General features: G+C 71.0%; 19 protein-coding genes. 3 read left to right on the top strand and 16 right to left on the bottom strand.

The window, feature by feature from the left end; genetic code table 11:
• Nucleotides 1-8: 8 nt before the first annotated feature.
• The 6 genes from tolR to pdxR all read right to left on the bottom strand — a co-directional run bounded on the left by tolR (nucleotide 9) and on the right by pdxR (nucleotide 5,457).
• Nucleotides 9-443, bottom strand: a complete 435-nt coding sequence (gene tolR, locus MD221_RS08750; RefSeq protein ID WP_425602239.1) for a protein TolR — start codon at nucleotides 441-443, stop codon at nucleotides 9-11.
• 117 nt (nucleotides 444-560) lie between these two features.
• Complete coding sequence (tolQ, locus tag MD221_RS08745; RefSeq protein ID WP_242110640.1) at nucleotides 561-1,358, bottom strand: protein TolQ; 798 nt, start codon at nucleotides 1,356-1,358, stop codon at nucleotides 561-563.
• A gap of 6 nt (nucleotides 1,359-1,364) precedes the next feature.
• A complete protein-coding gene (gene ybgC, locus MD221_RS08740; RefSeq protein ID WP_242110672.1) occupies nucleotides 1,365-1,817 on the bottom strand; it encodes a tol-pal system-associated acyl-CoA thioesterase in 453 nt (150 codons plus the stop codon).
• Nucleotides 1,818-1,871: 54 nt separating this feature from the next.
• Nucleotides 1,872-2,912 carry a Holliday junction branch migration DNA helicase RuvB gene (gene ruvB, locus MD221_RS08735; protein ID WP_242110639.1) on the bottom strand — a complete coding sequence of 347 codons (1,041 nt, stop codon included), beginning with the start codon at nucleotides 2,910-2,912 and terminating at the stop codon, nucleotides 1,872-1,874.
• Nucleotides 2,913-2,971: 59 nt separating this feature from the next.
• A complete protein-coding gene (locus tag MD221_RS08730; RefSeq protein WP_242110671.1) occupies nucleotides 2,972-3,958 on the bottom strand; it encodes an LLM class flavin-dependent oxidoreductase in 987 nt (328 codons plus the stop codon).
• An 89-nt stretch (nucleotides 3,959-4,047) separates the two neighbouring features.
• Complete coding sequence (gene pdxR / locus MD221_RS08725; RefSeq protein ID WP_242110638.1) at nucleotides 4,048-5,457, bottom strand: MocR-like pyridoxine biosynthesis transcription factor PdxR; 1,410 nt, start codon at nucleotides 5,455-5,457, stop codon at nucleotides 4,048-4,050.
• An 80-nt stretch (nucleotides 5,458-5,537) separates the two neighbouring features.
• On the opposite strand from pdxR, the gene MD221_RS08720 reads away from it, so the two are divergent.
• On the top strand, nucleotides 5,538-6,149 hold the full coding sequence (locus MD221_RS08720) for a hypothetical protein (protein ID WP_242110637.1): 612 nt from the start codon (nucleotides 5,538-5,540) through the stop codon (nucleotides 6,147-6,149).
• A gap of 94 nt (nucleotides 6,150-6,243) precedes the next feature.
• Here MD221_RS08720 and MD221_RS08715 read toward each other — a convergent pair whose 3' ends face one another.
• The 9 genes from MD221_RS08715 to MD221_RS08675 form a co-directional block, all read right to left on the bottom strand.
• Complete coding sequence (locus tag MD221_RS08715; RefSeq protein WP_242110636.1) at nucleotides 6,244-8,166, bottom strand: potassium transporter Kup; 1,923 nt, start codon at nucleotides 8,164-8,166, stop codon at nucleotides 6,244-6,246.
• Nucleotides 8,167-8,194: 28 nt separating this feature from the next.
• Complete coding sequence (ruvA, locus tag MD221_RS08710; RefSeq protein WP_242110635.1) at nucleotides 8,195-8,782, bottom strand: Holliday junction branch migration protein RuvA; 588 nt, start codon at nucleotides 8,780-8,782, stop codon at nucleotides 8,195-8,197.
• 3 nt (nucleotides 8,783-8,785) lie between these two features.
• On the bottom strand, nucleotides 8,786-9,379 hold the full coding sequence (gene ruvC / locus MD221_RS08705; RefSeq protein ID WP_242110634.1) for a crossover junction endodeoxyribonuclease RuvC: 594 nt from the start codon (nucleotides 9,377-9,379) through the stop codon (nucleotides 8,786-8,788).
• Between the two features lie 45 nt (nucleotides 9,380-9,424).
• Nucleotides 9,425-10,156, bottom strand: coding sequence for a YebC/PmpR family DNA-binding transcriptional regulator (locus MD221_RS08700; RefSeq protein ID WP_242110670.1), 732 nt, complete (start codon nucleotides 10,154-10,156; stop codon nucleotides 9,425-9,427).
• Nucleotides 10,157-10,311: 155 nt separating this feature from the next.
• Nucleotides 10,312-10,941, bottom strand: a complete 630-nt coding sequence (locus MD221_RS08695) for a lipase family alpha/beta hydrolase (RefSeq protein ID WP_242110633.1) — start codon at nucleotides 10,939-10,941, stop codon at nucleotides 10,312-10,314.
• On the bottom strand, nucleotides 10,938-11,501 hold the full coding sequence (locus tag MD221_RS08690; protein ID WP_242110625.1) for a GNAT family N-acetyltransferase: 564 nt from the start codon (nucleotides 11,499-11,501) through the stop codon (nucleotides 10,938-10,940). Before MD221_RS08690 ends, MD221_RS08695 begins: the two co-directional genes overlap by 4 nt.
• A gap of 199 nt (nucleotides 11,502-11,700) precedes the next feature.
• Nucleotides 11,701-11,934 carry a hypothetical protein gene (locus MD221_RS08685; protein ID WP_242110623.1) on the bottom strand — a complete coding sequence of 78 codons (234 nt, stop codon included), beginning with the start codon at nucleotides 11,932-11,934 and terminating at the stop codon, nucleotides 11,701-11,703.
• Nucleotides 11,935-12,015: 81 nt separating this feature from the next.
• Nucleotides 12,016-13,158, bottom strand: a complete 1,143-nt coding sequence (locus tag MD221_RS08680) for an efflux RND transporter periplasmic adaptor subunit (protein ID WP_242110621.1) — start codon at nucleotides 13,156-13,158, stop codon at nucleotides 12,016-12,018.
• Nucleotides 13,159-13,184: 26 nt separating this feature from the next.
• The gene (locus MD221_RS08675; protein ID WP_242110611.1) at nucleotides 13,185-16,406 is read right to left on the bottom strand and encodes an efflux RND transporter permease subunit; all 3,222 of its coding nucleotides are present in this window, start codon (nucleotides 16,404-16,406) and stop codon (nucleotides 13,185-13,187) included.
• Between the two features lie 255 nt (nucleotides 16,407-16,661).
• Here MD221_RS08675 and MD221_RS08670 point away from each other — a divergent pair, with 255 nt between their 5' ends.
• Entirely contained in the window at nucleotides 16,662-17,594 is a 933-nt protein-coding gene (locus tag MD221_RS08670; protein WP_242110609.1) for an AraC family transcriptional regulator, read from the top strand.
• Nucleotides 17,595-17,803: 209 nt separating this feature from the next.
• Complete coding sequence (locus MD221_RS08665) at nucleotides 17,804-18,634, top strand: alpha/beta fold hydrolase (protein WP_242110599.1); 831 nt, start codon at nucleotides 17,804-17,806, stop codon at nucleotides 18,632-18,634.
• Nucleotides 18,635-18,697: 63 nt separating this feature from the next.
• On the opposite strand, the gene aspS is transcribed toward MD221_RS08665, so the two are convergent.
• Nucleotides 18,698-20,479 (bottom strand): aspartate--tRNA ligase, encoded by a 1,782-nt coding sequence (aspS, locus tag MD221_RS08660; RefSeq protein WP_242110597.1) that lies wholly within the window; start codon nucleotides 20,477-20,479, stop codon nucleotides 18,698-18,700.
• Nucleotides 20,480-20,579: the final 100 nt, after the last annotated feature.

Raw genomic sequence — 20,579 nt, 5'->3', positions numbered from 1 at the left:
CTGCGGCCTCAGTTCCCGTTCTTCGGCTGGCTCATCAGGCCAACCTTCTCCACGCCGGCGCGCTGCAGCAGCACCATCGCGTCCATCACCTTCTGGTAGTTGGCGCTGCCGTCGCCGGCGACGAACACCGCCTGCTTGGGGTTCTGGCGCACGATGGCGCCGACCTTGGCTTCCAGGTCGGCGCTGGCGATGGCCTCGTTGCTGCCGGCCTTCACCGCCAGGAAGTAGTTGCCCGCGGTGTCGACGCTGACCACGATCGGGTCCTTCTTCTCCTCGATCGACTTGGCGTTGGACTGCGGCAGGTCGATGTCCACGCCCAGGTTCATCAGCGGCGCGGTCACCATGAAGATGATCAGCAGCACCAGCATCACGTCGATGTAGGGCACGACGTTGATCTCGGCCTTGAGCTTGCGCTTGCGGATGCGGCGGCCGGTGGCGGTCAGGGCCATGTCGGAATCCTCGTGTCTGGTCTCTTCAACGTGCGCGGCGGCGGTTCGGGGCTGACGGCATCGGCGGGGCGGCGGGAAATGCGGCGAGCGTCGATGCGCATGCGCCGTCCGTCATTCATCCAGGTGCGACTGCCGCTGCAGGATCGAGGAGAACTCCTCGGCGAAGGCGTCGTAGCGCACGCCGATGCGCTCCACCTTGGTGGCGAAGCGGTTGTAGGCCCAGACCGCCGGGATGGCCGCGAACAGGCCCATGGCGGTGGCGATCAGCGCCTCGGAGATGCCGGGCGCGACGCTGGCGATGGTGGCTTCCTTGACGTTGGCCAGGCCCTGGAACGAAATCATGATGCCCCACACCGTGCCGAACAGGCCGACGTAGGGACTGATCGAGCCGACGTTGGCGAGGAATTCCAGGTTGCGCTCCAGGCCGTCGAGCTCGCGCGAGGTGGTCACGCGCATGGCGCGCTGCGCGCCCTCGAGCTGGATGCGGCTGTCGACGCCGCGGCGCTGGCGGATGCGGTTGAACTCGCGGAAGCCGCCCTCGAAGATCGCCTCCAGGCCGCCGATGTCGCGGCTGCGCTCGGTGGCGCCGGAGTAGAGCTTGGACAGGTCGGCGCCGGACCAGAAGCGCTCCTCGAAGCGGTCGGCCTCCTTCTCGGCGCGCGCCAGCACGCTGCGCTTGCGGAAGATGATCACCCAGGACACGACCGAGGCGGCCAGCAGCAGCAGCATCACGAACTGCACCGGGATCGAGGCGTGCAGCACCAGGCCGATGATGTCCAGATGGTTGCCGGCTGCGGCTGCGGCGGTATTGGCGGCGGCGGGATCGGCGGCCAGCTCGGTCGCGGCGGCGGCGGCCTGCTCCGGCAGCGGCTCGGCCGTGGTTTGCAGCAGCATGGGCAATGCACTCATCCGTTGTTACTCCGCAATCGTGTCTTCAAGAAGTTTGAGTTCGTCGTACAGGGCGTCCGGAATGCCGCGCGGACGGAACCCGGAGGCGCCGACCGCGGCAATCCGCACCTCCGCATCGAGCAGCACCTCGCCGCCGCGACGGATGGCCTGCGCGATCACCAGGCTGGCGCGCCGGCACTGGCGCAAAGCCACCGACACCTCGAGCGCGTCGTCCAGACGCGCCGGCTTGCGGAAGTCGATCCGCATCGCCCGCACCACGAACACCAGATCGTGGACCTCGCGCAGAAGTTCCTGGCCGTGGCCTCGCGCGCGCAGCCATTCGGTGCGTGCGCGCTCCAGGAACGCCAGATATTGCGCGTGGTAGACCACGCCGCCGGCGTCGGTATCTTCCCAGTAAACCCGGACCGGGTGCCTGAATGTTTCGTTCATGGTCGATCGGAGCATGCTCGAGCCGAGCATGGCGCGCCGACGCGCAACGGCGCGGGGTTCATCCGCCATTTCGTTTCGGCCGCCTCACTGGAACAGTTCCTCGGGCTCGCCGGGACCGGGCTCGCGCGTCTTCGGACGCAGGCCGAGGTGGCGGTAGGCCTTGTGCGAGGCCATGCGGCCGCGCGCGGTGCGCACCAGGAATCCCTGCTGGATCAGGTACGGCTCGATCACGTCCTCGAGCGTGCCGCGCTCCTCGCTCAAGGCCGCCGCCAGCGATTCCACGCCGACCGGGCCACCGTCGAAGTTGTCGATGATCAGCCGCAGCAGGCGGCGGTCGAGGTCGTCGAAGCCTTCCGGGTCGACCTTGAGCATCTGCATCGCCGCATGCGCGACGGCATGGTCGATCCGGCCGCCGGCCTTGACCTGCGCGTAGTCGCGCACGCGGCGCAGCAGGCGGTTGGCGATGCGCGGGGTGCCGCGCGAGCGGCGCGCGATCTCGGCCGCACCCTCCGGCGCGCATTCGATGCCGAGGATCTGCGCCGAGCGGCGCACGATGCGGGTGAGTTCGTCCGCGCTGTAGAACTCCAGCCGCTGCACGATGCCGAAGCGGTCGCGCAGGGGCGCGGTGAGCAGGCCGGCGCGGGTGGTGGCGCCGATCAGGGTGAAGGGCGGCAGGTCGAGCTTGATCGAGCGCGCGGCGGGGCCCTCGCCGATCATGATGTCGATCTGGAAATCCTCCATCGCCGGGTACAGCACCTCCTCCACCAGCGGCGAGAGGCGATGGATCTCGTCGATGAACAGCACGTCGTGCGGCTGCAGGTTGGTCAGCAGCGCGGCCAGGTCGCCGGCCTTCTCGATCACCGGGCCGGAGGTGATGCGCAGGTTGACGCCCAGCTCGTTGGCGATCACGTGCGAGAGCGTGGTCTTGCCCAGGCCCGGCGGCCCGAAGATCAGCACGTGGTCGAGCGCCTCGCGGCGCTGCTTGGCCGCTTCGATATAGATGCCCAGCTGCTCGCGCACCGGCTGCTGGCCGAGGTACTCGTCCAGGCGCCTGGGGCGGATCGAGGCCTCCGCGGCGTCGTCCTCGCGGGTGGCGCCGGCGGCGATGAGGCGGTCGTCTGTCATGGCCGCTATGTTCTCACGTGCGGGCGGCGCGACGAACGCCCGCGCGGACGGCGGCGGCGCTAGCCGGCGGCGAACGCCTCGGCGGCCAGCGCGAAGGAGGCCTTGCGCGCGGCGTGGTCGAAGACGTTGGCGGTGAGCATCAGCTCGTCCGGCCGGTGGCGGGCGACGAAGGCGGCGATGCCCTCGCGCACCTGGGCCGGATCGCCGACCACGGCGCAGGCCAGCGCGGCCTCGGTCATGGCCTTCTCCGCCGGGGTCCAGTAGGCCTCGATGTCGTCGATCGGCGGCGGGATCAGCCCCGGCTGGCCGCGGCGCAGCCGCACGAAGCTCTGCTGCTGGGTGGTGAACAGCCGCCGCGCCTCGGCGCCGCTGGCGGCGGCCACCACGTTCAGGGCCAGCATCGCGTGCGGCCGGTCGAGATGCCGGGAAGGCCGGAAGTCGCGCCGGTACAGCGCCAGCGCCTCCTCCATCGCGGCCGGCGCGAAATGCGAGGCGAAGGCGTACGGCAGGCCGAGCGCGGCCGCCAATTGCGCGCCGAACAAGCTGGAACCCAGGATCCACACCGGCACCGCCAGACCGGCCCCGGGCACGGCGCGCACCGCCTGCCCCGGCTGCGCCGGGTCGAAATAGCGCAGCAGCTCCGCCACGTCGCGCGGGAAGTCGTCGGCGCTGTCGTAATAGCGGCGCAGCGCACGCGCCGTGGCCTGATCGGTGCCGGGGGCGCGGCCCAGGCCGAGATCGATGCGGTCCGGGTACAGCGAGGCCAGCGTGCCGAACTGCTCGGCCACCTGCAGCGGCGCGTGGTTGGGCAGCATGATGCCGCCGGCGCCGACGCGGATGGCGCGCGTGCCGCCGGCGATGTGCCCGATCAGCACCGCGGTGGCGGCCGAGGCGATCCCCGGCATGTTGTGGTGCTCGGCCAGCCAGTAGCGCTTGTAGCCGAGCGCCTCGGCATGACGGGCGAGATCGAGGGAGTTGGCGAAGGCCTGGCGCGGATCGCTGCCCTCGGTGACGGGGGCGAGATCCAGGAGCGAATACGGAAGCATTGGTGCGGCGGCGGCGTGGGTGCCGAGCATGGTGCGACGGCGATGCGCGGCTGTCAGCGGCGCGGGCGGGATGCTGCGATCCGCGCGCGTCACGCGCGCAGCAGTTCGCCCAGCACGCGCGCGGCCTCCCGCAGGCGGCCCTCGTCCGAACCGCCGAAGCCGAGCAGCAGGCCGTCGCGGCGCGCCGGGCCGACATAGCAGCCGGACAGCGCCGTCGCCGTCAGGCCGCGTTCGCGCATGCGTTCCATGACCCGCGCCTCGTCCAGGCCTTCGGCCAGCAGCGCCGCCACGTGCAGGCCCGCGTCGGCGTTGTGGACGCGGAGCCGGTCGCCGCAATGCCGCGCCAGCGCGGCCAGCAGCGCATCGCGCCGCCCCTGGTACACGCCGCGCATGCGGCGCAGGTGCCGGGCGAAATGGCCCTCGCGCAGGAATTCGGCGAGCGCCGACTGGTACAGCGTCGGCGGGAACAGGTCGAAGGCCAGGCGTGCCCGCACGAACGCGTCCAGCAGCGCCGGCGGCACCACCAGATAGCCGATCCGCAGCGCCGGAAACAGCACCTTGCTGAAGGTGCCGACGTAGACCACGCGATCGTGCGCGTCCATGCCCTGCAGCGCGCCGAGCGGGCGGCTGACGTAGCGGTACTCGCTGTCGTAGTCGTCCTCCAACACCCAGGCGTCGCTGCGCGCGGCCCAGTCGAGCAGCGCCAGCCGCCGCGCGGCGGTCATCGACATGCCCAGCGGATACTGGTGCGCGGGCGTGACATAGGCGGCACGCACCCGCCCGCCATGCGCCTGCAGCGCGGCCACGTCGATGCCTTCCGCATCCACCGGCACCGGCAGCGGCACCGCCCCGTTGGCCGTCAGCGCCGCACGCGCGCCGGGATAGCCCGGCTCCTCCACCGCCACGCCGTCGCCGGGCGCGAGCAGCACCGCGGCGGCCAGGCGCAGCGCGGCCTGCGACCCGGACACCACCAGCACCTGCTCGGCCTCGCAGCGCATTCCGCGCGCGGCGCGCAGGTGTTCGGCGATGGCCAGGCGCAGCGCGGGCAGCCCGGCCGGATCGCCGTAGGCCATGTGCGCGGGCGCGAGGTCGCGCGCGTGCCGCGCCACCAGCCGCGCCCAGGCGGCATGCGGAAACCGGTCCAGCGCCGGCAGGCTCATCCGGAACGGCCCGAGGCCGCCGGCGTCCCGCGCCTGCGGCCACCGCGGCGCGACGCCGGCCGCCGGCCGCGAGCACAAGAGATCCTCGGGCAGCGACTGGCTGACGTAGGTCCCCGCCCCGGTGCGCCCCTCCACATAGCACTCGTGGCGCAGCTGTTCGTAGGCCGCCAGCACCGGCAGCCGCGACACCGCCAGTTCGGCGGCGAGCGCGCGCGTGGACGGCAGCCGCTGCCCCGGCCGCAGCGCGCCCGCGAGAATGGCCTGGCGGATGCCCTCGCGGATCTGGCGGTGCAGGGGGACGCCGGCGGACCTGTCCAGCGGCAGATGGAAAGTGGTCATGGCCGATTGGCTGGAATTGGCGATTTCCACAGTACCACTTCGCGCCTACAGTGCCGCGATCGCCGCCCAGGAGAGTCCGCATGCCCTCGCCCGCCCCGTCCCGCCCGGCATTGCCCGCCGGACTCCGCGCCGCCCTGCTGACCGGCCTGCTGGCCTGCGCCCTGCCCGCCCCCGCGCAAGCGCCGCAGGACGCGAAACCGGCCGCCGGGGACGGCCAGCACGACTTCGATTTCGAGATCGGCGCCTGGCGCACCGAGCTGAAGCTGCTGCAGGAGCCGCTCAGCGACTCGCCGGACACCTGGCTCGAATTCGCCGGCACCTCGGTGGCCGGCAAGGTCCTGGACGGCCGCGCCAACCTGCTGGAGCTGCGGGTCGAGGGCGCGGCGGGGCGCCGCATCGAGGGCCTGAGCCTGCGCCTGTACAACCCCAAGTCGCGGCAATGGAGCCTCAACTTCTCCAACAGCCGCCTCGGCACGCTGGCCGCGCCGATGTACGGCCGCTTCGAGGACGGGCGCGGCCTGTTCTACGGCCAGGACGTGCTCGAGGACGGCCGCATGGTGCTGGTGCGCTTCGAGATCCTGCCGGTGACGCCGGACGTCTACCGCTTCGTGCAGGCGTTCTCCGCCGACGGCGGCGCGCACTGGGAAGTCAACTGGATCGCGACCGACACCCGGGTCAAGGCGACGCCCTAGCGGGCGAAAGCCGGACCCGTCCTTCCTGCGCAGGCAGGAGTCCAGCGATTCCCGGTCCGATCACGCTCGTTCGACGAAGCAGGAAACAGCAGGCCTAGATCTCGACCTGCGCCCCCAGCTCGACCAGGCGATTGCCCGGAATGCGGAAGAAGCCGGTCGCCGGCGCGGCGTTGCGGTGCATGAAGGCGAACAGCTTGTCGCGCCAGATCGGCATGCCGCGGTGGCGGCTGGCCACCACCGTTTCGCGGCTGGCGAAATAGGTCGTGTCCATCGGGTCGAAATACACCCCGCCCTGGTCGCAGGAGCGCATCAGCGCCAGCGGCACGTCCGGCGTCTCCATGAAGCCGAAGCGGATCAGCACGCGGTAGAAGTCGTCGCCGATCGGCTCGATCAGCAGCCGCTTGCCCGCGGGCGCGTGCGGCACGGTCAGCGTCTTCACCGTGAGGAACACGTTGCGCTCGTGCAGCACCTTGTTGTGCTTGAGGTTGTGCAGCAGCGCGTGCGGCACGACGCCCTGGTCGGCGGTCATGAAGATCGCCGTGCCGGGCACGCGCACCGGCGGGGCCAGCATCAGCCCGGGCAGGAAGCTGTCGAGCTGGATGCCTTCCTTGCGCACTTCCTCGTGCAGCAGCTCGCGGCCGCGGCGCCAGGTGCGCAGCAGCGTGAACACCACCAGGCCCAGCACCAGCGGGAACCAGGCGCCGTCGAAGAACTTGGCGCCGTTGGCGATGACGAAGCCGACGTCGACCACGAAGAACACCACGCACAGCGGCAGCACCCACTTGCGCCAGCGCGGCCACAGCGCGCGCGCCACCAGCGCCAGCAGCAGGGTGTCGATGAGCATGGTCGCCGACACCGAGATGCCGTAGGCAGTGGCCAGCGCGGTGGAGCTGCGGAAGGCCAGCACCACGGTGATCACCGCGATCGCCAGCACCCAGTTGATGTAGGGCACGTAGATCTGGCCGATGGTCTCGTGCGAGGTGTGCTTGATCTGCATGCGCGGGATGTAGCCCAGCTGCATCGCCTGGCGCGCCACCGAGTACGCGCCGGTGATCACCGCCTGCGAGGCGATCACCGCGGCCATCGTCGCCAGCACGATCATCGGGTACAGCGCCCACGGCGGCACCGCCTCGAAGAAGGGATTCTTCACCGCCGCCGGATGGCCGAGCACGAAGGCGCCCTGGCCGAGGTAGTTGAGCATCAGGCAGGGCAGCACCATCGTGTACCAGGCGTAGCGGATCGGGCGCGGCCCGAAGTGGCCCATGTCCGCGTACAGCGCCTCGCCGCCGGTCACCGCCAGCACCACCACGCCCAGGATCAGCACCGAGTGGGTGCCGTGCGAGATGAAGAAGCGCACGCCCCACATCGGATTGAGCGCCTTGAGCACTTCCGGCGCCTCGATGATGTTGTAGATGCCGATCAGCGCCAGCGCGATGAACCACAGCACGGTGATCGGGCCGAACACGATGCCGACCTTGGCCGTGCCGAAGCGCTGCGCGACGAACAGCGTGATCAGGATCACCAGCGTGATCGGCACGATGAAACGGTGCAGTCCGGGCGCCGCGACCTCCAGGCCCTCGACCGCGCCCAGCACCGAGATCGCCGGCGTGATCACGCCGTCGCCGAAGAACAGCGAGGCGCCGAAGATGCCGAGGATGCCGACCACGTAGGCCGAGCGCCCGCCCTTGGACAGCGTGCGCTGGGCCAGGGTCATCAGCGCCATGATGCCGCCCTCGCCCTCGTTGTCGGCGCGCATGATGATGGTGACGTACTTCATCGTCACCACGATCATCAGCGCCCAGAACACCAGCGACAGGATGCCGAGCACGGTGTCGTGGTTGCCGACCAGGCCGAAATGCGGCGAGAAGGCCTCCTTCAGCGTGTACAGCGGGCTGGTGCCGATGTCGCCGAAGACCACGCCGATCGCGCCCACCACCAGCGCCGGCAGGCCGGTCTTGCGATGGCCGTGGCCGGCGGCGTGGCCGCTGGAACTGTCGTTGTTCGAGGAAATACCCATGGATTCCTGGTCGCCGCGTCCGCGCAGCCTACCGCAGCGCGGACTGCAGCGCCTTGCGGATGATGGTTTCGGCGCTGTCGCCGTCGGTGTGGGCCTGCTTGGCCATGCGCTGCGCCTCGGCGGGCTTGTAGCCGAGCTGCTGCAGGGCGATGGTCGCCTCCGAAAGCGGATCGGCGGGCCCCTTGCCGGCGACGGCCGGCGTGGCACTTCCCATGGTGGCGACGCGATCGCGCAATTCAACCACCATGCGTTCGGCCGTTTTCTTGCCGATGCCGGGGATGCGGGTCAGCGCCTGCACGTCGCCGGACTGCACCAGCCGCGCGAATTCCTCCACGGTCACGCCCGAGAGCACCGCCAGCGCGATCTTGGCGCCGATGCCGCTCACCCGCTGCACGTCGCGGAACAGCTGGCGCTCGGCCTCGCGCAGGAAGCCGTACAGCGCCACCGAGTCCTCGCGGACCGCGTAGTGCGTGAACAGCGCCGCTTCGCGCCCGGTCTCGGGCAGGTCGTAGAACGTGCTCATCGGCGCTTCCAGCTCGTAGCCGACGCCGTGCACGTCCAGGACCAGCCAGGGCGGCTGCTTATGCACCAGGATGCCCTTGAGGCGACCGATCATCGTTTATTTCCTGCTCCAGGCCTGGCGCGCGTTCACGCCGAGGCGGCGCGCGGTCGCGCGCACGTGCGCATGGGTGATGGCCACCGCCAGCGCGTCGGCGGCGTCGGCCTGCAGCTTGCCCTTCAGGTTGAGCATCACGCCGACCATGTGCTGCACCTGCACCTTGTCGGCGCCGCCCTTGCCCACCAGGGCGAGCTTGATTTCCTTGGCGGCGTATTCGTGGATCGGCAGGTCGCGCAGTACCGCCGCGCACAGCGCCGCGCCGCGCGCCTGCCCCAGCTTCAGGGCGGAATCGGGATTTCGGGCCATGAAGATCTGCTCGATCGCCACTTCGTCGGGGCGGTGCGTGTCGATGATCTCAGACAGCCCCTGGAGCAATCGCTTCAATCGGGCCGGGAAGCCCTCTTCCGGCGCCGCGGCGCCGCCCAGCAGGTTCAGCGGCGCGTGGAACACGTGCACCGTGCGCCCGGCCGCGTCGACGTCGATGATGCCCACGCCGGTGCGCTGCGATCCCGGGTCGATGCCGAGGATGCGCGTGGCGCCGGGGGCGGGAGGTCGCGGGACGGGGTCTGCGGCGTTCGCGCGCGTGGCTGTCATCGGCACTGGCTGCTGTCGGATGCCCGCTTGCCCGGCCCGTCCGGGCTAGGCATACGCCGCGTCGCCGAGATCGGCGTTCGAATACACGTTCTGCACGTCGTCCAGGTCTTCCAGCCACTGCAGCAGCTTGGCCACCTGCTGCGCGGTCTCGCCTTCCACGGCGATGTCGTTGTCGGCGCGATAGGTGACCTCGGCATGCCCGGGCGCCAGGCCCGCGGCGACCATCGCATCGCGCACCTGGGCGAAATGCTCCGGCGCGGTGACCACGTCGATCGAGGCGTCGTCCGGATACACCACCACGTCGTCGGCGCCGGCCTCGATGGCGGCCTCGGTGATCGCGTCCTCGTCGGCGCCGGGCGCATAGCTGAGCACGCCCTGCTTGCTGAACATGAAGGCGACCGAGCCGTCGGTGCCCAGGTTGCCGCCGAACTTGCCGAAGGCGTGGCGCACGTCGGACACGGTGCGCACCTTGTTGTCGGTGAGGCAGTCCACGATCACCGCCACGCCGCCCGGGGCGTAGCCCTCGTAGCGGATTTCCTCGTACTCGACCCCTTCCAGCGCGCCGGTGGCCTTCTTGATCGCGCGCTCGATCACGTCCTTGGACATGTTCGAGGCCAGGCTCTTGTCGATCGCGGTGCGCAGGCGCGGATTGCCGGCCGGGTCGCCGCCGCCGCTGCGCGCGGCGACCGAGATCTCGCGGATCAGCTTGGTGAAGATCTTCCCGCGCCGGGCGTCTTCGGCGTTCTTGCGGGCTTCGATGGAGGGGCCTCTACCCATGTCGTCCTGGCTGGCGCGATTGGCGAAACCGCGCATTTTACCCGATGCACCCGCGCCGGGCGTGACAGGCCGCGGCCGGGCGGAACCGGCGTTTCGCGGCGCCGGGGCCGCGGAATCGGGCATCGCCTCGCACGGGCGGGCACCCGCCCGGCCCGTCAGTGCCGGAACCGCCCCTCGCGCAGGAAAGCCGCCGCCTGCTGCGCGGCCGGGGCCGAGAACACCAGGCCGCTGTGGCTGGAGGCGACCACGCAATGGTCGCGCAGCCCCGGCAGGCGGGTTTCCTCCAGCGCGACGGTGCCGTCCGAGGCGGGGTCGAAATCCGGCAGCAGGCGGCCGATGCCGTGCGGGACGTTGCCCGCCACCATGCCCACCTCGGCGTTCCCGTCCCAGGCCTGGAAGCCGCGCTGCAGGAATTCGGCGCTGCGGCCGAGCACCGGCAGGGCCCAGGGCCGCCCGGCCAGCTGGCGCGCCGTGCCGCTGCCGCGCAGCGGCGAGCCCAGGCAGACCACGCGCGCCACCGGCAGGTCCGGCGCCCGGCGCAGCGCTTCCAGCGCCATCATGCCGCCGAGGCTGTGGCCGACGATGGCGGTGCCCGGCATCGTGCGCAGCGTCTGGATCAGTGCCGGCAATGCCGCCTCCGGGCCGCCGACCACGCTGGCGTAGCCGAGGATGCGCGGCGCGAAGCCGGCCGCGCGCAAGCGCGCCGCCAGCGGCGCCAGCCAGGCGCGCGCGTTCCAGATGCCGTGCAGGAGCACGACGGGCGTGTTCGCGGCCGCTCCGCTCATGCCGCCGCGCCTTGCGCGGGCCGCGCCGACGCCTCGCGGCGCAGGATGAATTCGAGATCGCGCACGCGGCCCACCGGGAACTCGTATTCGCCCACCCGGCGGAAACCGTGGCGCTCGTAGAAGCGCTGCGCGCCGAGGTTCTGCGACCACACGCCGATCCACAGCGTGCGCGGGCCTTCGCGCTCGAGCCAGTCCAGGCTGGCGCGGAACAGGCGCCCGCCCCAGCCGCCGTTGTGCAGGGACTGCAGCACGTACAGGCGCTTGAGCTCGCCGTCCTGCGGCAGGACCTCGCCGTGCGGCAGCCCGCAGGCGCCGGCCAGCGCGTAGCCGGCGGCTTCGCCGTCCTCGCGTTCGAGCAGCCAGAAGGCATAGGCCGGATCCGCCAGCAGGCGCCGGTGCGATTCGGCCGAATAGGTTTCGTCGAGGAAGTGCCGCAGGTCCTCCGGCGGATAGAGATGGCCGAAGGTTTCGGTGAAGGTGCGCGCGGCCAGCGCCGAGAGCGTGTCCGCGTCGTCGAGGCCGGCGCGGCGGATGGCGAGATTCGGAAGGTCGGCCGTCATTCGATCATGCGGTGCGGGTTCGGATGCGCGGTGCCTTCGCCGCCGCCAGGTCGTGCGCCGTCGCGGCCCAAGGCGCGGCCAATATCGCATGCGCCGACGGCGCCGAACAGGGCGGCACCGCGACGCGGGCGCGGCCGCTCATCGCGCGCGCGCTGTCGTTCGCCCGCCGTTCCGGGCCGGAACGGCGGGCGGGCAAGGCTCAATTGCAGCGGTGCAGCTGCAGCCTGATCGGGTCGCCGGCATCGCCCCAGGTCTGGATGCTGCCGTCGCATTCGATGCGGCCGCCGCCGATCGCGTTGCCGCTGCCGTCGTAGCGGGTCCATTCGGCCCACTCCTCGCCCAGCACCGGCCAGCGCGCCAGCGTCGCGCCCGCCGCCAGCATCGCCGCCAGCGCCAGCAGCGCAACGACGCCCCTCTTCCTGAATCGTGACATCGGAATCCTCCTTTTCGCGACGCGGTCCGTCGCGCCTGGAGGCTATCGGCACCGCCGTTCGCGCCAGGTGATGCCGGCCGCCTAGGCGGCCGGCTTGGCGTTCTTCCTGGCCACCACGCGCATGCCCTGCTTGAGCAGGGCGTTCGGCGCCAGCACGATCTGCTCGCCGGCGGCGACGCCGTCGATGATCTCGATCTCGCCGCCGAGATTGCGGCCGAGCTTCACCTGGCGATAGGCGAGCTGCGAGGCCGCGTCGAGCAGCGCCACGCGCGTGCCGCCGGCATCGGTGATCACCGCCGATTCGGGCACGATCACCGCGGCCGCCGTGCGCGGCACCGACAGCTTCACCTCGCCCACCATGCCGGCCGGGATGCGGTTGCCGGGGTTGGGCAGGCGCAGTTCGACGCGCATCGCGCCGACGCTGCTGGAGATGCTCTGCGCGCTGCGGATCACCTCGGCGGGGAAGGTTTCGCCCGGCAGCTCCGGGAAGCGGACCTCGGCGCGCAGGCCGGGACGCACCTGCAGGGCGGCGCTCTGCGGCACGTCCACCACCACGCGCAGCGGATCGAGCACGTTCACGGTGAACAGCGGGCTCGCGGTCGCGGCCGAGTCGCCGACCACGCGGTCGCCGCGCTCGACGTTGCGCGCGGCGATCACGCCCTCGAACGGCGCGCGCACCACCTGGAAGCCCTGGCGCTCGCGCGCGCTGGCCAGGCGCGCCTCGGACGCGGTGCGGTCGGCGGCGGCGGCATCGCGCGCGGCCATGCGGTCGCTGTACATCTCCTTGGAGATCGCGTTCGACTTCACCAGCACCTCGGCGCGCTGGTAGTTGGTCCTGGCCAGCTCCTCGCTGGCGCGGGCGCGCAGCACCTCGGCCTGCGCCTCGCGCACCGCCGAGTCCACCTCGGGCGTGGAGATCACCGCCAGCACCTGGCCGGCGGCGACCTGGTCGCCGAGATCGGCGCGGCGCTCGGAGACCAGGCCGGTGGCGCGGGCGTAGAGCTGCGCCGATTCGCCGGCCAGCGCGCGCGCCGGCAGGTTGAGCGCGTAGTCGGCGTCGGCGGCACGCGCGGGCGCGGTGAGCACTTCGGGCGGCGCACCGGCGGCGGGCTTGGGTTCGGCGTCGCTGCGCGCGCAGCCGGCCAGCGCCGCCAGCGCGGCGGCACAGGCGGCGGCGAGCAGCCAATGCGCGGGAGAGGACTTCGCGAAGGAGGCGCCCTTCATGGCGTCAGGCTTCATGGGAGCGCGATTCATAGCGGAACTCCGACGTCGGCGGCCTCGCCGCCGGGGGCAGGGGGAAGGGAGGAGGGTTCGGTTCGCGCCGCCGGGTTGCGGCGCTTGATGCGGCGGCCGAGCACGGCCAGGATCGAGGGCACCAGCACCAGCGTGGCCGGCGTGCCGAACAGCAGGCCGCCGATCACCGCGCGGCCGAGCGGCGCGTTCTGCTCGCCGCCCTCGCCCAGGCCGAGCGCCATCGGAATGATGCCCAGCACCATCGCGCTGGCGGTCATCAGCACCGGCCGCAGGCGCACCGCCGCCGACTCGTAGGCGGCGATCTCGGGATCGTGCCCTTCGCCGACCAGGCTGCGCGCGAAGCTGGTCACCAGCACGCTGTTGGCGGTGGACACGCCGATCACCATCATCACGCCCATCAGCGCCGGCACGCTGAGCGGCGTGCCGGTGACGAACAGCGCCACCGCCGCGCCGGCGATGGCGATCGGCAGGCCGGACATCGCCACCAGCGGCTGGATCCAGGACTGGAAGTTCACCACCAGCACCAGGAACACCAGGATCGCGGACATCAGCAGGCCCGCGGCCAGCTCGCCGTAGGCGCTCTGCATCTCGCCGGCCTGTCCGACGATCTCCAGGCGGTTGCCGGGCTTGAGCCGGGCCTGCTGCGCGGCGGTGATCGCGCTCAGCCGATCGTAGACCGCGCCCAGGTCGGTGCCCTGCACGTTGGCCAGCACGCTGACCGTGGGCGCCAGCGTGGTCCGCGCCAGGCTCGCCGGCACCTTGCGCGCGTTGACGGTGGCGATGCTGCGCAGGAGCACGGCCTGCCCGTCGCCGCCGATGCGCAGCGGCATGTTGAGCAGGGTCTCCACGTCCGACAGTTCCGCCGGCGGCGCCTGCACCTGCACGGTGTAGGCGATGGCGTTGACGGTGTCGGTCCAGTACACGGGCGAGACCGTGCCGGCCGAGCCGAGCACGGCCAGGATCGCGCGGCTGGCCTGCTGCGCGTCCAGGCCGAGCTGCGCGGCGCGGGTGCGGTCGATCCTGACCTGGTATTCGGGCAGGTCGAGCACCTGGCGCAGCGCCACGTCCACCGCGCCGGGCACCGCGCGCAGCGCGCGCTCGATCTCGCGCGCGGCGGCCAGGTTGCCGGGGACGTCGCGGCCGATCAGGCGCACCTCGAAGGCGGCGGCGGCCGAGCCGGCCAGCGTGCGGCTGGTGGCGTCGGGCGGGCGCTCGAACATCTTCACGTCCGGAAACTTCTCCGCCAGCATCGTGCGGATCCTCGCCAGGTACTCGTGGCTCGGCGCGTGCGGCGAGCGCAGCTGCAGCTGCAGCTCCGCCTCGAAGGAGCCGACCACTGCGCTGTCCACCAGCGACAGGTTGACCGCGTCGGGCACGCCGATCTGCTCGTAGACGGTCTGCAGCTCGTCGGCGGGGACGATCCTGCGGATCTCCTCCTGGATCTGGCTCAGCCGCGCGGCGGTCTGCTCCAGGCGCGTGCCCGAGGGCAGGCGGATCTGCATGCGCAGCTGGCCGGCGTCGACCTGCGGGAAGTACTCGCGTCCCAGCATCAGCGCCGAGCCCGCGCCCAGCCCCAGCGCCAGCAGCGCCGCGAGCGCGAGCACGCCGCCGTGGTGGCCCAGCCGCACCAGCAGCGCATGGTGGCGCTCGCGCAGACCTTCCAGGACGTGCTCCACGCGCGCGTTCACGGCCAGCAGCAGCTTCTCCGGCGCCCAGCGGGGGTTTGCGCGGCTCTCGATGTCGGCCGGCAGCAGCAAGTAGCACAACACCGGGATGAGCGTGCGCGAGAGCAGGAACGAGGCGGCCATGGCGAAGATCACCGCCAGCGCCAGCGGCGTGAACACCCAGGCCGACAGGCCGGTCATCAGCAGGATCGGCGTGAGCACGATGCAGATCGCGATGGTCGAGACCATCTCCGGGAACACCACCTCGCGCGCGCTGTCCAGGATCGCGGTGGGCACGTCCTTGCCGAGCGCGATGTTGCGGTTGGTGTTCTCCACGTCCACCACCGCGTTGTCCACCAGGATGCCGATCGCCAGCGCCAGGCCGCCGAGGGTCATCACGTTGAAGGTGTAGCCGAGCAGGTCGAGCATCGACACCGAGGCCAGCAGCGCCAGCGGGATGGCCGAGAGCACGATCACGCTCGAGCGCCAGGAACCGATGAACACCAGCACCACGAAGGCCACCAGCAGGCCGACCAGCAGCGCCTCGTGGCGGATCGAGCCGATGGCGTTGTCGACGAACACCGACTGGTCGAAGATCGGCTCGATGCGCATGCCCGGCGGCGCCGAGGCCAGGATCTCGGGCAGCTTGGCGCGCACCTCGCGCACCAGCTGCACGGCCGAGGCGCCGCCGAGCTTGATCAGCGCCACCGATACCGCGTTGGCGCCGTCCATGCGCGCGACGTTGGTCTGCAGCGCGCCGCCGTCGCGCACCGAGGCCACGTCGCGCACGTAGATGATGCTGCCGTCGCGGTTGGCCACCGGCAGGTCGAGGAACTCGGCGGTGCTGGCCGGGCTCACGTCCAGCGAGATCTGCAGCTCGCGCGCGCCCTCGCGGATCGAACCGGAGGGCAGCGTCGGGCTGCCGCGCTCCAGCGCGCTCGTGACGTCGGCCGGGGTCAGGCCGTAGGTCTGCAGCGCGCCGGGCTTGAGATCGATCATGATCTGGCGCGCCGCGCCGCCGTAGGGCAGCGTCATGCGGATGCCGGGGATGGTCTGGATCTGCGAGCGCAGCTGCAGGCGCGCGTAGTCGTAGAGCTGGGCCTGGGTGAGCGAATCGGAGGACAGCACCAGCTGCAGCACCGGCGTGCTGGAGACGTTGTTGCGGATCACCAGCGGCGGCGAGGTGCCCGGCGGCATGCGCCGCAGGATGGTCTGCGACACCGAGGTGATCTGGCCCAGCGCGCGGTCGAGGCTGACGTTGGGCTGGAAGTCGATGCGGATGATGCTCGCGCCGTTGATCGTGTCCGAGCGCACCTCTTTCAGGTCGTCGACGGTGTTGAGGATGGCCGCCTCCGAGAAGGTGGTCATCTTGGCGGCGACGTCCGCGGCCGGCAGGCCGGTGTAGGTCCACACCAGGTTGATCGAGGGAATGCCGACTTCCGGCAGGATGTCGGTGGGCATGCGCCGCGCCGACAGGGTGCCGAACAGCAGGATCAGGATCGCCAGCACGCCGATGGTGTAGCGGCGCGCCAGCGCGTATTGGACGATCCACATGAGGAAGAATCCCGGGGGGAGGAACGGGAAACCCGCCGCGGACACCACCCCGCCCTCCGTCCTTGCCGAAGCAATCGGTCGGACAGGAGGCAGGCAGCGCCGAGCGTTGCGATCAAGCTACGCCCCGCGTCGCCGACGCCGTTAGTGCATTGCTGCTGGAAAATTGCCCAATCCTGCAATCCACGACGAAACGCCGCCACGATGGCCCGACCGCGCGCGCATAATCGCGACAACGGCAGAACAAGGCTTTCCGTCATGCAATCAACCGCTTCCGTCGATTCGATCGCCGCCCGCGCGCAGCACGCGCAGCAGGCCGAGCTGGCCGACCGGATTGCCCGATTGACGCCGGCCGACGGCAACCACGACACCCCGGTGCCGAAGCTGTTCGCCTTCCGCTCCAGCGCGCGCGGCCCCTGCACGCCGTCGGTGTACGAGCCGCGGCTGGTCTTCGTCGCCCAGGGCACCAAGATCGTCATGCTGGCCGGCGATACCTATCGCTACGACCCCCTGCACTTCCTGGTGGTGTCGATGCCGCTGCCGGCCGCCAGCGGCGTGATCGAGGCGACCCCGGAGAAGCCCTACCTGGCGCTGCGCCTGGACATCGACCTGGAGGAAATCACCTCGCTGCTGCGCGACGTCGAGCCGCCGCCCGCGCCCGCACAGGTCGATCGCGGCCTGTACGCCGCGCGCGCCGACGCGCAGATGCTGGACGCGGTGCTGCGCCTGATGCGCCTGCTGGACAGCCCGCGCGACGTGCCGGTGCTGGCGGCGACCATGAAACGCGAAATCTATTACCGCGTCCTGACCGGCGACCTCGGCCACCGCCTGCGCGACCTGGCCGCGGCCGGCAGCCGCCCCAACCGCATCGCCAAGGCGGTGGCGCAGCTGCGCGACAACTACCACCAGCCGCTGCGCATCGACGAGCTGGCGCATTCGGTGCATATGAGCGTCTCCTCCCTGCACCACCAGTTCAAGGCCGCCACCACGATGTCGCCGTTGCAGTTCCAGAAGCAGATCCGCCTGCACGAAGCACGGCGGCTGATGCTGCTGGAAGGCCTGGAAGCCAACACCGCGGCGCATCGCGTCGGCTACGAGAGCCCCTCGCAGTTCAGCCGCGAGTACAAGCGCCTGTTCGGCGCGCCGCCGCGCTCGGACATCGACCAGGCGCGGGAAGCCGGCCGCGCCTGAGCGGACCGTCATCCCCCGGCAACGCCCGGGAGGCGAACGTGCGAGGCGGACGCATCGCCGCCCGACGCAGGCGGCAGCGCGGTCGGGCCCTCGCGCCAGAATACGATTTATCAAATTCTAGAGACTATAAGCCTCATATCGTCCTGATTTCGGCGCAGAGTGACTCCACGGCCGGCAGCGGCCACATCCCCCACAGACGGAGCATCGCCATGAGCACCCTCACCACCCGCGACAACGTGGAGATCTACTACAAGGACTGGGGCCCGAAGGACGGGCCGGTCGTCACCTTCAGCCACGGCTGGCCGCTCGGCGCCGACAGCTGGGAATCGCAGATGCTGTTCCTGGCCGACCGGGGCTTTCGCGTGGTCGCCCACGACCGCCGCGGCCACGGCCGCTCCAGCCAGCCCTGGGACGGCAACGACATGGACCACTACGCCGACGACCTGGCCGCGGTGATCGAGCACCTGGACCTGAAGGACGCCACCCTGGTCGGCTTCTCCACCGGCGGCGGCGAAGTGGCCCGCTACATCGGCCGCCACGGCACCGGCCGCGTGAAGAAGGCGGTTCTGGTCAGTTCGGTGCCGCCGCTGATGCTTAAGACCGCCGACAACCCGGGCGGCCTGCCGATCGAGGTCTTCGACGGCCTGCGCCAGGCCTCGCTGGAAAACCGCTCGCAGCTCTACCTCGACCTCGCCTCGGGCCCGTTCTTCGGCTTCAACCGCCCCGGCGCCAAGCCCAGCCAGGGCCTGATCCAGTCGTTCTGGGCGCAGGGCATGCAGGGCGGGCACAAGAACACCTACGATTCCATCGCCGCCTTCTCGGCCACCGATTTCCGCGAGGACCTGAAGAAGTTCGACGTCCCCACCCTGGTGATCCACGGCGACGACGACCAGGTGGTGCCGATCGACGCCGCCGGCCGCGCCTCGGCCGCGCTGGTCCCCGGCGCGCAACTGATCGTGTATGCCGGCGCGCCGCACGGCGTGACCGACACGCACAAGGACCGGCTCAACCAGGATCTGCTGGCGTTCCTGCGCACATAAGCGCCGCAAAAAAGCAGGGCCGCGCATGCGCGGCCCTGCTGCGCACGGCGCGGTCGCGCCGGCTCAGTCCTTGGCGGGCTGCGGCCGCACCTGGATGTGCACCTCGGCCAGCTGCTTGTCCGGCACCGCGGACGGCGCACCGGTCATCAGGCATTGCGCGGTGGTGGTCTTGGGGAAGGCGATCACGTCGCGGATCGATTCGGTGCCGGCCATCAGCGCGGCGATGCGGTCGATGCCGAAGGCGATGCCGCCGTGCGGCGGCGCGCCGTAGCGCAACGCTTCCAGCAGGAAGCCGAACTTCGCCTCCGCCTCCTCGGCGCCGATGCCCAGCAGCTCGAACACCGCCGACTGCATCGACGAGCGATGGATGCGGATCGAACCGCCGCCGATCTCGTTGCCGTTGAGCACCATGTCGTAGCCGCGCGAGACCGCGGTCCTGGCGTTGGCGCGCAGCTCCGCCTCGTCGTCCGCCGCAGGCGCGGTGAAGGGATGGTGCAGGGCGACGTAGCGTCCTTCCTCGGCGTCCCATTCGAACATCGGGAAGTCGGTCACCCACAGCGGCTTCCAGGCGTTCTCCACCAGGCCGAGGTCGCGGGCGACCTTCAGGCGCAGCGCGCCCATGAAGTCGCTGGCGGTCTTGTAGTCCGCCGCGCCGAACAGCAGCAGGTCGCCGCCGCCGGCCTGCGTGGCCGCCAGGATCGCCTGCAGGGTGGCGTCGTCGAGGAACTTGGCGATCGGCGAGTTGACGCCCTCGCGTCCCTTGCCGGCGTCCTCGACCTTCATCCAGGCCAGGCCCTTGGCGCCGAACTTGGCCGCGTGCGCGGCGAGATCGTCGATCTGCTTGCGCGAGAGCGCCGCGCCGCCGGGCACGCGCAGCGCGGCCACGCGGCCGTCGGCGTGATGGGCCCAGTCGGTGAACACCTTGAACTCGGAGCCCTTCACCAGTTCGGCCACGTCCACCAGCTCCAGCGCGATGCGCAGGTCGGGCTTGTCGGAGCCGTAGCGGCGCATCGCCTCGGCGTAGGTCATGCGCGGGAACTGCGCGTCGAGTTCCACCCCGATCACGTCCCGGAACACCTCGCGGATCATCGTCTCGACCGCGTCCTGCACGTCGCGCTCGGAGACCCAGGCGAACTCCATGTCGAGCTGGGTGAACTCCAGCTGGCGGTCGGCGCGCAGCGCCTCGTCGCGGAAGCAGCGCGCGATCTGGTAGTAGCGGTCGAAGCCGGCCATCATCAGGATCTGCTTGAACAGCTGCGGCGACTGCGGCAGGGCGTAGAACTCGCCCGGATGCATGCGCGCCGGCACCAGGAAGTCGCGCGCGCCCTCCGGCGTGGCCTTGGTGAGGATCGGCGTCTCGATGTCCTGGAAGCCGCGCGCGTCCAGCCAGCGGCGCAGTGCCTGCACCAGCTTGATGCGGGTGCGCATCATGCGCTGCATGTTCGGCGTGCGCAGGTCGAGATAGCGGTACTTCAGGCGGATGTCCTCGCCGGCGTTCTCGTGGGCGTGGAAGGGCAGCGGCTCGGCCTTGTTCAGCAGCTCGATCGTCTCGGCGACGACCTCGACGCGGCCGGTCCGGATCTTGTCGTTGACGCTCTGGCGCGCGCGCACCGTGCCGGTGATGCGCAGGCAGTCCTCGTAGCCCACGTGCGCGGCCGCGGCGATCACCTCGGCATTGCCGGCCGCGTCGGACGGCTCGGCGACGATCTGCACGATGCCCTCGTGGTCGCGCAGGTCGATGAAGCACAGGCCGCCGAGGTTGCGGGCGACGTCCGCCCAGCCGCACAGGGTCACGGTTTGGCCGATCAGGCTTTCATCGATCAGGCCGCAGAAATGGGTACGCATACAGGTTCCAAGCCAATCCGGCCCGGAGCGGGCGCGGTCAAAGGGAAAAGACGACTAGTGTACCGGCCCGGCCGGGCCGTTCCGGCATCCGCCGACGGGC

It is taken from the genome of Luteimonas aquatica (genome assembly GCF_022662575.1).
GTDB classification, from domain to species: Bacteria; Pseudomonadota; Gammaproteobacteria; order Xanthomonadales; family Xanthomonadaceae; genus Luteimonas; species Luteimonas aquatica.
Note: the sequence above shows the minus strand (reverse complement) of the source record. Positions and strands in the feature narration are given on the sequence as shown.

Coding starts and splice junctions, on each gene's coding strand:
- tolQ (WP_242110640.1), bottom strand. CDS start 1,358: ATGAGTGCATTGCCCATGCTGCTGCAAACCACGGCCGAGCCGCTGCCG.
- ybgC (WP_242110672.1), bottom strand. CDS start 1,817: ATGCTCGGCTCGAGCATGCTCCGATCGACCATGAACGAAACATTCAGG.
- ruvB (WP_242110639.1), bottom strand. CDS start 2,912: ATGACAGACGACCGCCTCATCGCCGCCGGCGCCACCCGCGAGGACGAC.
- MD221_RS08730 (WP_242110671.1), bottom strand. CDS start 3,958: ATGCTTCCGTATTCGCTCCTGGATCTCGCCCCCGTCACCGAGGGCAGC.
- pdxR (WP_242110638.1), bottom strand. CDS start 5,457: ATGACCACTTTCCATCTGCCGCTGGACAGGTCCGCCGGCGTCCCCCTG.
- MD221_RS08720 (WP_242110637.1), top strand. CDS start 5,538: ATGCCCTCGCCCGCCCCGTCCCGCCCGGCATTGCCCGCCGGACTCCGC.
- MD221_RS08715 (WP_242110636.1), bottom strand. CDS start 8,166: ATGGGTATTTCCTCGAACAACGACAGTTCCAGCGGCCACGCCGCCGGC.
- ruvA (WP_242110635.1), bottom strand. CDS start 8,782: ATGATCGGTCGCCTCAAGGGCATCCTGGTGCATAAGCAGCCGCCCTGG.
- ruvC (WP_242110634.1), bottom strand. CDS start 9,379: ATGACAGCCACGCGCGCGAACGCCGCAGACCCCGTCCCGCGACCTCCC.
- MD221_RS08700 (WP_242110670.1), bottom strand. CDS start 10,156: ATGGGTAGAGGCCCCTCCATCGAAGCCCGCAAGAACGCCGAAGACGCC.
- MD221_RS08695 (WP_242110633.1), bottom strand. CDS start 10,941: ATGAGCGGAGCGGCCGCGAACACGCCCGTCGTGCTCCTGCACGGCATC.
- MD221_RS08690 (WP_242110625.1), bottom strand. CDS start 11,501: ATGACGGCCGACCTTCCGAATCTCGCCATCCGCCGCGCCGGCCTCGAC.
- MD221_RS08685 (WP_242110623.1), bottom strand. CDS start 11,934: ATGTCACGATTCAGGAAGAGGGGCGTCGTTGCGCTGCTGGCGCTGGCG.
- MD221_RS08680 (WP_242110621.1), bottom strand. CDS start 13,158: ATGAAGGGCGCCTCCTTCGCGAAGTCCTCTCCCGCGCATTGGCTGCTC.
- MD221_RS08675 (WP_242110611.1), bottom strand. CDS start 16,406: ATGTGGATCGTCCAATACGCGCTGGCGCGCCGCTACACCATCGGCGTG.
- MD221_RS08670 (WP_242110609.1), top strand. CDS start 16,662: ATGCAATCAACCGCTTCCGTCGATTCGATCGCCGCCCGCGCGCAGCAC.
- MD221_RS08665 (WP_242110599.1), top strand. CDS start 17,804: ATGAGCACCCTCACCACCCGCGACAACGTGGAGATCTACTACAAGGAC.
- aspS (WP_242110597.1), bottom strand. CDS start 20,479: ATGCGTACCCATTTCTGCGGCCTGATCGATGAAAGCCTGATCGGCCAA.